The following is a 12,568-nucleotide window of genomic DNA, read 5'->3' as shown; positions in this document are numbered from 1 at the left end:
CGATGAGCCACGATGACTTCGCCTTCGAACCCGTCCAGGGCCTGCCCGAGCGCCCGCCAGAGGGCGAGAAAATCCTCTGGCAGGGGCGCCCGGATTGGTGGGCGCTGACGATGGACTCGCTGAACCTCAAGTGGGTGGCGCTCTACTTCCTGGCGCTGGCGCTGTGGCGGTTCGGCACGCTCATCGATCAGGTCAGTCTTGCCTCGGCCTTTGCGGCGTCCTTTCCGTTTGTCGTACTCGGCGGGATTGCCGCGGCGCTGCTGATGCTGGTCGGTTTCATTCAGGCGCGGGCAACGGTCTACACGATCACCAATCGCCGCGTGGCCATGCGCATCGGCGCGGCCCTGACCGTGACGTTGAACCTGCCCTTCTCGCAGATTTCCCGCGCCGATCTGGCGCTGCGCCGCAACGGCACCGGGACGATCGCGCTGGACTTGCTGGGCGACACACGCCTGTCTTATCTGGTGTGCTGGCCGCATGTGCGCCCGTGGAAGATGCAGCGCACGCAACCCGCCCTGCGCTGCATCCCCAACGCCGAAAAGATCGCGCATTTGCTGGCCGAGGCCGCCGAGGCGCAGATCAGCACCCCCAAGGTCGCGCGGCAGCCCCTGCCCGCCACAGCCGCCGTTGCGGCGGAATAAAGGAAGACCCGGTTCATGACCCAGATCGACACCCACGCCCAGCCCTATGACCGAGACCTCGTGCCCCGGCGCATGGTGCGCGCCATGTTGGTTCTGGTGCTGACTGTACTGGCGGTGGTCACACTCGCACGGCTGACCGGGCAACCGCTTGTCGCCACCCTGCCCGAGGGCGCGGTGGTCATCGAACGCGAAATGGTACTGTCCGGCGACATGTCCGGCGCTGCCCAGGTGCATGCGCCTGACGGCACCCTGATCGCAGACCTCACGCCCGAACAGGGCGGTTTCATTTCCGGTGTCTACCGGGTCCTGCTGCACGAAAGAAAGAAGACCGGCGTCGCGCCTGACGCCCCGGTCGTGCTTTTGCAAAAGGACACAGGACGCATGGAAATTCACGACCCCAGCACAGGCTGGCGCGCCGATTTAATGGGATTCGGTGCGGATAACGCCAAGGCCTTCGCGCGGCTTTTGGCACAATAGGAGAGGAGCCAATAAATGGGATGGCTTACCAAGGAAATCGAACGCGCCCCGTGCACCGTCGAGGTGTCACATTGCTTTGAGAGCCTGCACGCGCATGTGCGGTTCAACAACGGTGCCACGGTCTATCCGGGCGACGAGGTCAAGGTTCACGGACCACAGATCATGGCGCCCTATGGCGAAGTGGTCCGCGAAGACCGCGAGGCGACCATCGTGCGCGCCTCTTCTCTCGAACGACTCTGGACCCGGATGACCGGGGACTTCGAAGTCATGGAGCTGTGCGAGTTCTCCTTTTCGGAAGAGGTGACGCTATGAACATGCAAACCGCAAAACACACCGCCGATGCCACAAGCGTGGAAGAAAGCCTCGCCATTCAGGAAGCGCAGGCCGCGTTTGACAGCAAGGCAGCCACCGACGTCGCCATGCAGAACACCCTGCTGACACCGCGCTTCTATACCACGGATTTCGACGAGCTGGACGCGATCGACGTCTCATCGGTCCGCGAGGACTGGGACAAGCTGATCGCGCAAATGGTCAGCGACCCCAACAAGGGCCACTTCAAGAAGAACGAAGACTGGGATCACGTTGATTGGGAGGGGATGGACCCGGCCCTGCGCAAGGAATTCATCGACTTTCTGATCTCCTCCTGCACAGCGGAGTTTTCCGGCTGCGTTCTGTACAAGGAAATGAAACGGCGCGGCGCGAACAAGGACATCACCCAGCTGTTCCAGCTGATGGCGCGGGATGAGGCGCGGCACGCCGGTTTCATCAACGATGCCCTGCGCGAGGCGGGCGTTGCGGTGAACCTCGGGTTTCTGACGCAGTCCAAGAAGTACACGTATTTCCGGCCCAAGTTCATCTATTACGCCACCTACCTGTCAGAAAAGATCGGCTATGCGCGCTATATCACGATCTTCCGCCACCTGCAGGCGCACCCCGAACATCGCTTCCACCCGATCTTCAAGTGGTTCGAGGAATGGTGCAACGACGAGTTCAGCCATGGAGAGGCCTTCGCTCTGCTGATGAAGACGGACCCCAAGCTGACCTCTGGCAAAAATGTACTGTGGATCAAGTTCTTCCTCACGGCGGTCTATGCCACGATGCATGTGCGTGATCATCAGCGCCCGGTGTTCCACAAGGCGCTTGGCGTCGATCCCGATTGGTACGGCCATGAGGTTTTCGTCAAGACAAGCGCGCTGACCAAGCAGATCTTCCCGATCACGCTGGACATCGACCACCCGCGTTGGGCGGCCGGTCTCAAACGCCTGCAAAAGGCCAATGCCGATCTCGATCAAGCGCGGCATGCCAAGGGACTTGGCGCCTTGGCCAAGCGGCTGTCGGCACAGGCGCGGGCGGGGATGGCCTTTGTCTCGCTCTATACGATCCCGGCGAAAAAGCACCGCGTGCCGGCCAGCACCCGGCTTGAGCCCGCCTACTGATGGGCCTTGGTTCGGCATATCGCAGGGTGCAAGGGGGCCAGCCATGAGCAGCCCCTGGATCGCCGCGCTTGCTGCGCTGTTCCTGTGGTGGTTTTCCACCGGGGCGATCCTGATCGTTGTGCGATATGCCGAACGCGCGGGCGCCCGTGCCCGTCTGGGCGCCACCCTGGCCGCTCTGCCCGTTCTGGTGCTTGGCATTTGGGCCTTTGACAACACGCTGACTGCCACGTCTTCCGCCAGCGCCTATTACGCCTTTCTGGCGGCGCTTGCGATATGGGGTTGGATCGAGCTGTCTTTCCTGACCGGAACCATCACCGGCCCCAATCTCTATCCCTGCCCTGATGAGCTGCCCGAGTGGGAACGTTTCATCCGGGCCTGGGGCACCGTCGCCTATCACGAAATGGTCCTGACCGGCTTTCTCATCGTGCTGTGGCTCTTTGGCGAAGGGTCGGAAAACACTTTCGGGCTCTGGACCTACACGATCCTCTATTTCGCGCGCATCTCGGCCAAGCTGAACCTCTACTTCGGGGTGCCGCGCATCAACACCGAGTTCATCCCCAAGGCGCTCGCGCATCTGGCAAGCCATTTCCGCATTCAGCGGCTCAACTGGGTTTTTCCGATCTCGGTCACGGCGCTGACCTTTGCCACCGCCTGCTGGCTGGAACGGCTCTATTCCGCCGAGACCCTGCAAGACACGACAGGCTTTGCCCTGCTGACCGCAATCACCGCGTTGGCGCTTCTGGAACACTGGTTGATGGTGCTTCCCCTGCCCGACGCCAAGCTCTGGCGCTGGATGTTGCCCGCGCCCAAAGAAACGACCAAGACACGACACCCGGAGGAAAATCATGGAATTTGATACCATGTTCAATGCGCAGCTCAATGCGCTCAAGGAAGAAGGCAACTATCGGATCTTCGCCGAACTTGAACGCCGCTGCGGGAATTTTCCCATCGCCAAGAGCTATGATCACGATGCCCCCGACGAGGTCACGGTCTGGTGTTCGAACGACTATCTCGGCATGGGTCAGCACGAAGCGGTGCGCCAGGCCATGAAGGACGCGGTCGACCAATGCGGCGCCGGGGCTGGCGGGACGCGGAATATCTCGGGGACCAATCACCACCACGTCAGGCTGGAAGCCGAACTGGCCGATCTGCATGGCAAGGAAGCCGCCCTGCTGTTCACCTCCGGCTATGTCTCGAACTGGGCGGCGCTTTCAACACTGGGCAGCCGCCTGCCCGATGCGGTGATCCTCTCCGATGCGCTCAATCACGCCTCGATGATCGAAGGCATCCGCCATTCCCGTGCCAAGAAGGTGATCTGGAAACACAACGATCCCGAAGACCTGGATCGCAAACTTGCCGCCCTGCCGGCCAATGCGCCCAAGATCGTCGCCTTTGAATCGGTCTATTCCATGGACGGCGACATCAGCCCGATGGCCGAGATCGTCGAAGTCGCCGAAAAGCACGGCGCGATGACCTATCTGGACGAAGTTCATGCCGTTGGCCTTTACGGTCCGCGCGGCGGTGGCATCAGCGAACGCGAAGGGCTGGCCGATCGCATCACCCTGATCGAAGGCACGCTGGGCAAGGCCTATGGCTGCATGGGCGGCTATATTTCCGGATCCAGGGCGCTTTGTGATTTCATCCGCTCCTTTGCCAGCGGCTTTATCTTTACCACCGCTCTGCCCCCCGCCGTCGCGGCGGCAGCCCAGGTTTCGATTGCACATCTCAAGACCTCGCAGACCGAACGCGAGATGCAACGCAGGCAGGTTGCCCGGTTGCGCGACATGCTCGACAAGCGCGGCATTCCGCACCTGGACAACCCCAGCCACATCATCCCTGTGATGATCAAGGATCCGGTCAAATGCCGGATGCTGGCGGACATCTTGATGAACGATTACGGCATCTATGTTCAGCCGATCAACTATCCTACGGTCCCCAAAGGCACCGAACGCCTGCGCTTTACCCCCTCGCCCCTGCACACTGACGCGGACATCAACCGGCTGGTCGAGGCGCTGACGGTTCTTTGGCGACAGTGCGCTCTGGCCCATGCTGTTGCCTGACGGGAATCACCACAACTTTTTCCGCCCGAGGTTGACTTGCCCGAATTCAGCAACAGGTCGAAATGCGGACCGAGTGTGTTCAAACAAAAAGGGAGAGATCTCATGAATAAAAATGTAGTTGCGATGGTTGCGTTGATTAGTTCCAGTACCGCCGCTTTTGCGGAAAGCCACGCAAGCGGCGATCCCGCCGAGGGAGAAAAGGTTTTTCGCCAGTGCAGATCCTGTCACATGATTCAGGACGCCGATGGCAATGACATCCAGAAGGGCGGGCAGGTCGGTCCGAACCTTTATGGCGTAGCGGGCCGCACAGCCGGCAGCGTCGACGACTTCCGCTACTCTGATGCCATGGTTGCCGCCGGTGAGGCCGGTCTGGCCTGGGACGAAGAGCACTTTGTGCCCTACGTCCAGGACGCAACCGGCTTCCTGAGGGAGTATCTGGACGACAGCTCAGCCCGCGGAAAGATGACATACCGCGTGCGCAAGGAAGAGGACGCCATCAACGTCTGGGCCTATTTGGTCTCGGTCGGCAGCGAGTAACACACTTCATTCCTGATAAAAAAGCCCGCGCCCGGCATTCCGGACGCGGGCTTCTTCATTTACCGTCAAGCCATTCCGGCCCTCAGGAATCTCCGGCCCACAGCACAATGCCGATGGGCCGAACCGTCCTAGCCCGCGACGCTCAGAGGAACCACCTTGCCCCTGGCCCCTATCGCGGCTTTCGCCGTTTGCGCGATATCCAGAGCCGTCATGCCCGCATCGGCATACATCTCCGACGGAGAGCCATGATCGATGAAGCGATCCGGCAGGCAGACATTGCGGATCGCCAGCCCCCGGTCAAAAGCGCCCATCCGCGCCAGGGCATGCATGACAATCGAGCCAAAGCCGCCTTCGACGCCCTGTTCGACGGTCAACAACACACGGTGCCCCAAGGCCAGTTGCAAGACCAGATCACTGTCCAGCGGCTTGGCAAACCGCGCATCCGCCAGCGTCACCGTAAGTCCCGCCTCGCGCAGGATGTCTGCCGCCGCGCGACATTCCTGCAGGTGCGCACCATAAGACAGGATCGCCACATCTTCTCCCTCTTCGAGGATCCGGCCCTTGCCGATCTCAAGCGGGCGGCCCCGTTCGGGCAAGTCGACACCGGTGCCCGCACCGCGTGGATAGCGGAAGGCGATCGGGCCATGGTCATAGGCTGCGGCGGTGGCAACCATATGGGTCAGCTCGGCCTCGTCAGAGGCGGCCATCACGGTAAAGCCCGGCAGGTTGCTCAAATAGGCGATGTCATAGGCCCCGGCATGGGTCGGACCATCGGCGCCGACCAGCCCGGCGCGATCAATCGCAAAGCGCACCGGCAGGCGTTGCAGTGCCACGTCATGTACGACCTGATCGTAACCCCTTTGCAGGAAAGTTGAGTAGATCGCACAGAACGGCCGCAGCCCGCTGGCTGCCATCCCGGCGGCAAAGGTTACGGCATGCTGCTCAGCAATCCCGACATCAAAGACGCGCCCCGGAAACCGCTCGGCCATCAGGTTGACCCCGGTGCCGGACGGCATGGCGGCAGTCACCGCCACAACGCGTTCATCGCGGGCAGCTTCGGCCAACAGGGCCTTGCCGAAAACACTGGTATAGCTCGGCGCACCCGGTTTGGATTTCGCCTGTGCCCCGGTCGCCGGGTCGAATTTCGATACGCCATGCCCACGATCCGCGCTGGCCTCGGCAGGGGCATAGCCCTTGCCCTTCACGGTACAGCAATGGATCAGCACCGGCCCCGTGGCGCGGGACCGGGCGGCGCGCAGCACTGGCAGCAGTTGGTCCATGTCGTGGCCGTTGATTGGCCCGACATAGTCAAAGCCCAATTCCTCGAACAGCGTGCCGCTGGCGGTCAGCCCAGTCACCAACTGGCGCGCCCGCTTGGCCCCCACGCGCATCGGTTCAGGCATCGCGGCCTCGAACCCTTCGGCAAGTGCCTTCATCCGCGCCATCGGCTCGGCGGTGTACATCCGGCTCAGGTAGGAGGACATGGCGCCCACGGGCGGCGCAATGCTCATTTCATTGTCATTGAGGATCACGAAGAGCCGCCGCCCTTCGGCCCCGGCATTGTTCAGCGCCTCATAGGCCATGCCGGCGCTGATCGACCCATCGCCAATCACCGCAATGGCGTCCCCCGTGGGCCGCCCCATATCACGCGCCACCGCAAACCCCAGCGCCGCGCTGATCGAGGTCGAGCTATGCGCCGCGCCAAAGGGGTCATGGTCGCTTTCGCTGCGCTTGGTAAATCCGGACAGCCCGTCCTTCTGGCGCAGGGTGTGCATCCGGTCGCGGCGTCCGGTCAGGATCTTGTGAGGATAGCACTGATGACCCACGTCCCAGACGAGTTTGTCCATCGGCGTGTTGAACACTGCGTGGATCGCCACGGCCAGTTCGACCACACCCAACGACGACCCAAGATGGCCCCCGGTTCGGGACACGGCGGCGATCACTTCGGCACGGACTTCATCGGCCAGTTTCGCCAGCTTCTCATCCGGCATCTGGCGCAGGTCCGATGGTCCGGCGATCCGGTCGAGTAACGGTGTGTTTGAAATCTCATGTGTCATCGCGCGCTCTCCTCCCGCGGGGTGGATATGGCGTCGCCCGCGCAGTGCGGGGCGCGAACGGCGCGATTTGGGGCAGGCGGCGTGTCCGAGACGCCGCCTGCCAGGGGGTTATTGACCGTAGTCCGGCGTTCCCGACGTCGTGGCCAGTTCCGGCCAGTCGTTGATGACGTTGGCGCCTTGCAAGGGCTGCTGATAGCCCTTGTGGCAGGTCTTGCAGGCCGCTTTGGGCGCATCGCCCATGACATGGCCAAGCCGGGCCTCGGGATAGGTATCCTTGAGCGGAACCAGGTAGTCATTGTTCAGCTCAAGCACCATCTGGATGCCCAGCGATTCCGTCGACCACTGCGGGGTGACCTGACTGCCGTCATAAAAGGCCCGCGTGTTGTGGCAGAAGGTACAATTCACCCCAAGCGAGTTTGACACATAGTTCATCAGCGCAAAGGTCCGCTCGGCGTTTTGAATACCCGGGTAGTCGTCCTTGCCCGGAATGCCCGGAACGCGGCTGTCCAGATCGTGCACGCCGATAATCTCGCCCTCCAGCAGGTAGGCTTCGAGCGCATCCGTCGGCAGCGAGGTGTATTGCGTCAGCGGCGTCACCCGGTTCTGCGTGGCCGCCCAACCCGATGCGGATTTATTGACCTCGCCCATCAGGAACCAGATGTCGCTCGGCACATTCTCGCCGCGATGGCAGGTGAAACAGGTCACGCCCACCGTCTTGTTCGCGTTCACGTGGCCGTCCCAGTTTTCGTTGATGTTCTGGGTCATCTGGATCATCCGGCGGGCGACGACCTTGGTATACAGGGTGTCCTCGCCATAAGTCTCCAGATCGCCATCGCCGTGGCAATAAGCGCATCCGGCTTCGGGCGCGACCCAGCGGGTCATGGCCGCCATCAGCCGGTTGAAGTTGGCATCCGTCAGCTCTCCGAGTACCTGCACGTTCTGGTAGAGATCCTTGGCGAGGTCTTCGCCCGCTTCGGGGACATAGGGGCCGTCCTCGATCATCAGAGCGATGGTCGGATCGGGCGTGGCCAGATCCGATTTGAACTCGGGCACCGACATGCCGGTGCCGCGCGGTCCTGTTTGCAGACTGTCCGTGGCAAAGGGTTGCCCCAACACCACCAGAGCCACCACCGCGATCACCGCCGTTCCGATGGTCCCGACGACCACGGCAGGCCATTCGACGTTCACCGGATTGTCGCGATTCCATTTGTCAAACCACTTGGGAAACATGGGTCTCACTCCTTTCCGATGAAGGCTTCGTAAGACCCGAAGGCCTCATAGCCGTAGCTGCCGTCATACATCGGCGCGAAGTTGTGCTCCTGTGCCCAGATGAACCAGTTGTCGACGACCGTCCCGGTCAGCAGGATGCCGATCCCGCCGGTGATCGGGCAGAGCACGGCGAACCACCAGGCCCAGCGGTGAATCCCTTCCATCGTGGCGTTGAAGCCCATGGTCCAGCGCCAGAACAGCGCCGCCCGTTCCGAGGCGGTGCCCCGGTCGACGATCTGCTCCAGCTCGCGGTCGCCACCAAAGCGGCTGACCGCCAGAATGGTTGCGCCGTGCATGGCAAACAGCAGGACAGAGCCGTAGAGGAAGACGATCGAGAGACAGTGGAACGGATTGTAGTAGAGGTTCCCGTAGCGGATCGAAAAGGCCGTGGTCCAGTCAAGGTGCGGGAAGATACCGTAGGGCACCGCCTCGCTCCATGATCCCATCAGGATCGGACGGAACAGACCCAGCACGAGGAACAACCAGATGGCACTGGCAAAGGCCCAGGCCACATGCTTGCCCATCTTGTGCTGCTCGGCGAGCAGATAGCTGCGCAGCCACCATGTGCAGACACTGACCAGCAACATGAAGCTGGCGATGATGTACCAACCCCCGTCATCGAGCGGCGGGATCTGCAGTCCGTAGCCGGGGCTGGGCGGCTCAAGCGCGAGCCAGAACCCCTGCCGCAGGAATTCGGGGATCGAGTAATTGACCTGCGCCAGCATATTCAAACCGACGATGTTCAGAAACAGGATGCCCGTGGCCAGGCTGACCATGCCGGTCCAGCCCAGGAAGATCGGGCCGATCTGCGCATTGCCGATCAGACCCATCAGGCGGCTGAAGAACGGTTTGATCATCCGCTCTTGGGCCATGTTGTTTTCGTTGTCCATGCCCCATTCGGCGGGACCTTCGACCTGCACTTGCGTGAAAATATTCTGATATTCAATCATTGTTACATCCCCACCTGAGACGGCCAGATCGGCAATTCAAGCCACCAGTTCCACCACTCGGGCCAGCCCTTGGTCCAGACCGGGCCGCTGATAATGATGCAGACAGCGCTGAAGAAAACCGCGTTGATCGCCAGCAGGAACCCGACGCGGTGGATGCCCAGTGTGCCGATGGAATAGCCGACGAAGTCGCGAAAGAAGGTGTCCTCGTGATCGGGCGTCTTCATCTCTTCGCCCTTCTCGGGGTTTGCCGCCGAGAGGATCAGACCACCGTGCAATGCGAGCGCCAGCGTGGTCGTGAAGAACAGCGTCACAGCCAGCATATGCGCAGGGTTGTAGTGGAAGTGCAGGTAGGCGTAGCCGGTGTTGCTCACCCAATCGAGGTGGCTGAAGATACCGTAGGGAAATCCATGGCCCCAAGCCCCCATCAGCACCGGCCGAAATACCACGAGGGTGACATAGGCCAGGATCGCAAAGGCGAAGGCAAAAGGCACATGATAGCCCATCCCCAGTTTGCGGCAGATTTCGACCTCTCGCAGCGCCCAGCTGCAGAATGCGCCGATCGCGCAGATCGTGATGACTTGCCACAGGCCGCCTTCCATCAGCGGAGCAGCCCCCAACCCATAAGACAGGTCAGGTGGAGCAATATTGATAAGCCATGGGTTGAACGTGCCCTGATGGGCCGCCCCCCAAAAAATCAGAATGGTTCCGAGCAAGGCAAAAAAAGCTGTCGTGACCCCGAAAAAGCCCACGTAGAATGGACCGACCCAGAAATCGAACAGTTCGCCGCCGATCAGCGTCCCTCCGCGGACGCGATACTTTCTTTCAAAGCTAAGCAACGCCATCGTTGTTCTCCGCGTTTGGCGGCTCGTCCCGTTCAGACTTCAAGCCGTCGTCGTCGTGTTTGGTGAAACGGTTTGCCGCGGGCAGGCCGGCCTGCCCGCAGCGATGTTTAATCGGGCCTTGGCCCTCTTGGTCACTCAGAAGCCGCTGCGCGCGACGCTGCGGCATTTTCGAACCAGTTGACGCCATTCGACAGAACCACCAGGTGGATCATGACGGCCAACAGGAACAGGAAAACGCCCTGCGCGACGAATACGCGGCGAGGATCAAAGATCAGCCAAATCTTGTAGAATTTTGACACGTCCATATCCCTTCCTTAAAACCAAGGAGCCCAGATATAGGTTGCCAGGTGGGCAACCACTGCGACGATCGTGAAGAGGTATAAACCACTCATGTAGACCGAATGCAGCTCTTGGGCCTGTTCGTCTGTGAGACCTGTGAAGGACAGGTCGGTATTATCAGCCATTAACTTTCCTCCGGAACGCTACGCTGACGCCGCGATCCCCGCGGCCGGGTCCTGTGGGGCCTTCACGGTCCCTCAGGTCTCTGTCCGCCCAGCGTTGGGCAGGCAGCTCGTGTCTCGGGTCCTGTGCCGGGTGGCTCAGGCCGAGAATATCAAAGGGGTGATCCGGTCGGCTTCTTTGCGGGCCCGTGTCAGGGGACCGGGCAGCGGGCCGGATCTGCCAAGGATCGCATCGCGCAGCCAGCTGAGGCAGGCGAAGGGCAAGGCGGTCAGGAAAATGAAAATGAAGTAGACCGTGTATTCGGTGTCCCGGCTGCGCCGCGCGGCATGGCGGCTGGGCGTGTGGGATGTGACATCAGTCATGATCAATCCTCCTCTCGAGAAAAGCTTGTATTGGGCGACAGCCCTTGAACGGTTTCCAGAACGACGCGCTCGGCTCCGGCGCGCAGGGCGGCCTCTTCGGCGGCATCACGCAGGGATTTTGCGGCGGAAATGCGGGTCAGGATCGGGTGGCTGGCGACCAAGCGGTCGAGCGCAGCTTGCGCGTCCGCATCCCAGGGCACGTTGCGGCGCAGGGGCGTGGGTGTCGCATCGACGGCGTCCATGTCGCTGGCCAAGGGCAGAATGTGGAACAGCGCATCGAAGAGGCCGTTGCACACTTCCTGCAGCAGGTAGGTCGCCCCAGCGTACCCCATCATCGGCGTTCCGGTTGCGCGCCGGATAGCGGCGCCCGGAAAGCTGGCCGGGATGAACGCCGGGCTGGGGCCATGCCCGCCCTTGAGTTCCGCCAGGTACATCTTTTCATTGATCGAGCCGAGCACCACCAGCGGGCGGTCCTGCGCAATCCGGGTGCGCACCTCGACGTTATTCGTCTTTTTGCCGGCGCAGCGCGCAACCGCAAAGGCGCACGGCAGGCCCAAATCGCCCTCAAGGTAATTCCGGATGCCGCGGGCGTAGGTCTCGTTCGCGACGATGGCAAAGCTGGCCGTCGCAAAGAAATCCTGCGTGACCGAGCGCCACAGGTCCCAGACCGGTTTGATCGTCGAATGCTTCTCCTGCGCGATGAAGGGTTCGGGATCGAGATCCAGCATTTCGCCCAGCTTGCGCAGGAACAAGGTCGTGCTTTCCACCCCGATGGGCGCTTGCAGATACGGCTTGCCAAGCACCTCGGCCAGACCCCGGCCAAATTCGCGGTACATCACGATGTTCGCATCGGCGTTCACCAGATCGCGCATTTCGGCCAGGTGTGCGCCCAGCGGCAGCACCATGTTGACCTCTGCGCCCATGCCTTCGACCAGACGCCGGATCTCGGCCAGATCGGAAGGCATGTTGAAGGTGCCGTACATCGGGCCAAGGATATTGACGCGCGGCCTGGCGCCCTCTTCGCGAGCCTTTTCCTTTGGCATCCGGCCCTTGGTCATGCCGAACTCGGTAAAGAGCCAGGTCATGGCGCGGTCGGCCGCTTCCCATTGATCTTCGTCGATCGTGCGCGGCAGGAAGCGCTGAATGTTCGTGCCCATGGGCGTGACGCCGCCGCCGATCATCTCGGCGATCGAGCCGGTCACCACGACCGCAGGAAGCGCCGGGTCCAGCGTGCCCCAGGCGCGCTTCATCGCACCCTCGGTGCCCTCGCGGCCCAGCTCCTCTTCGCCAAGGCCGGTCACGACGATGGGCAACTCATGCGGCGGCAGGGCATCGGTGTAATGCAGGACCGAGGTCACCGGCAGGTTCTCGCAACCCACCGGGCCGTCGATCACCACCTGCAGGCCTTTTACGGCGCAAAACGCGTAGACCGCACCCCAGTAGCCGCCCGCGCGGTCGTGGTCCTGGATCAGCAT

General features: G+C 61.8%; 15 protein-coding genes. 7 read left to right on the top strand and 8 right to left on the bottom strand.

All coding sequences use genetic code 11. The annotated features are described in order from the left end of the window. Positions 1-2 precede the first annotated feature (2 nt). The 7 genes from puhB (at position 3) to ACN2XU_RS09725 (ending at position 5,151) form a co-directional block, all read left to right on the top strand. A complete protein-coding gene (gene puhB, locus ACN2XU_RS09755) occupies positions 3-641 on the top strand; it encodes a photosynthetic complex putative assembly protein PuhB (RefSeq protein WP_419410243.1) in 639 nt (212 codons plus the stop codon). A 15-nt stretch (positions 642-656) separates the two neighbouring features. Continuing rightward, positions 657-1,118, top strand: a complete 462-nt coding sequence (gene puhC / locus ACN2XU_RS09750; RefSeq protein WP_419410242.1) for a photosynthetic complex assembly protein PuhC — start codon at positions 657-659, stop codon at positions 1,116-1,118. Between the two features lie 15 nt (positions 1,119-1,133). Beyond that, positions 1,134-1,430 (top strand): O2-dependent cyclase accessory protein, encoded by a 297-nt coding sequence (locus ACN2XU_RS09745; RefSeq protein WP_419410241.1) that lies wholly within the window; start codon positions 1,134-1,136, stop codon positions 1,428-1,430. Beyond that, positions 1,427-2,554 carry a magnesium-protoporphyrin IX monomethyl ester (oxidative) cyclase gene (acsF, locus tag ACN2XU_RS09740; RefSeq protein WP_419410240.1) on the top strand — a complete coding sequence of 376 codons (1,128 nt, stop codon included), beginning with the start codon at positions 1,427-1,429 and terminating at the stop codon, positions 2,552-2,554. The genes ACN2XU_RS09745 and acsF overlap by 4 nt, the downstream gene beginning before the upstream one ends. Positions 2,555-2,597: 43 nt before the next feature. Then, positions 2,598-3,410: a putative photosynthetic complex assembly protein PuhE gene (gene puhE / locus ACN2XU_RS09735; protein WP_419410239.1), complete on the top strand. Its 813-nt coding sequence runs from the start codon at positions 2,598-2,600 to the stop codon at positions 3,408-3,410. Then, on the top strand, positions 3,400-4,614 hold the full coding sequence (hemA, locus tag ACN2XU_RS09730; RefSeq protein ID WP_419410238.1) for a 5-aminolevulinate synthase: 1,215 nt from the start codon (positions 3,400-3,402) through the stop codon (positions 4,612-4,614). The genes puhE and hemA overlap by 11 nt, the downstream gene beginning before the upstream one ends. 102 nt (positions 4,615-4,716) lie before the next feature. Then, on the top strand, positions 4,717-5,151 hold the full coding sequence (locus ACN2XU_RS09725; RefSeq protein ID WP_419410237.1) for a c-type cytochrome: 435 nt from the start codon (positions 4,717-4,719) through the stop codon (positions 5,149-5,151). A gap of 128 nt (positions 5,152-5,279) precedes the next feature. On the opposite strand, the gene dxs is transcribed toward ACN2XU_RS09725, so the two are convergent. From dxs to bchZ, 8 genes are all read right to left on the bottom strand, one after another. Continuing rightward, a complete protein-coding gene (gene dxs, locus ACN2XU_RS09720; protein ID WP_419410236.1) occupies positions 5,280-7,208 on the bottom strand; it encodes a 1-deoxy-D-xylulose-5-phosphate synthase in 1,929 nt (642 codons plus the stop codon). 108 nt (positions 7,209-7,316) lie between these two features. Then, on the bottom strand, positions 7,317-8,438 hold the full coding sequence (gene pufC, locus ACN2XU_RS09715) for a photosynthetic reaction center cytochrome PufC (protein ID WP_419410235.1): 1,122 nt from the start codon (positions 8,436-8,438) through the stop codon (positions 7,317-7,319). Positions 8,439-8,443: 5 nt separating this feature from the next. After that, entirely contained in the window at positions 8,444-9,427 is a 984-nt protein-coding gene (gene pufM / locus ACN2XU_RS09710) for a photosynthetic reaction center subunit M (protein ID WP_419410234.1), read from the bottom strand. A 2-nt stretch (positions 9,428-9,429) separates the two neighbouring features. After that, positions 9,430-10,269 (bottom strand): photosynthetic reaction center subunit L, encoded by an 840-nt coding sequence (gene pufL / locus ACN2XU_RS09705; RefSeq protein ID WP_419410233.1) that lies wholly within the window; start codon positions 10,267-10,269, stop codon positions 9,430-9,432. Between the two features lie 131 nt (positions 10,270-10,400). Continuing rightward, positions 10,401-10,568, bottom strand: a complete 168-nt coding sequence (gene pufA / locus ACN2XU_RS09700) for a light-harvesting antenna LH1, alpha subunit (RefSeq protein ID WP_152493186.1) — start codon at positions 10,566-10,568, stop codon at positions 10,401-10,403. Positions 10,569-10,583: 15 nt separating this feature from the next. Then, positions 10,584-10,733, bottom strand: coding sequence for a light-harvesting antenna LH1, beta subunit (gene pufB, locus ACN2XU_RS09695; RefSeq protein WP_183969609.1), 150 nt, complete (start codon positions 10,731-10,733; stop codon positions 10,584-10,586). Positions 10,734-10,868: 135 nt separating this feature from the next. After that, positions 10,869-11,093, bottom strand: coding sequence for a cytochrome PufQ (gene pufQ / locus ACN2XU_RS09690; RefSeq protein ID WP_419410232.1), 225 nt, complete (start codon positions 11,091-11,093; stop codon positions 10,869-10,871). Positions 11,094-11,095: 2 nt separating this feature from the next. Next, entirely contained in the window at positions 11,096-12,568 is a 1,473-nt protein-coding gene (gene bchZ / locus ACN2XU_RS09685) for a chlorophyllide a reductase subunit Z (RefSeq protein WP_419410231.1), read from the bottom strand.

The sequence above is a fragment of the Pacificoceanicola niger genome (assembly GCF_048553275.1).
Classification (GTDB): Bacteria; Pseudomonadota; Alphaproteobacteria; order Rhodobacterales; family Rhodobacteraceae; genus Pacificoceanicola.
The sequence above is the reverse complement of the archived record's forward strand: the minus strand, read 5'-3'. Positions and strand labels throughout refer to the sequence as shown.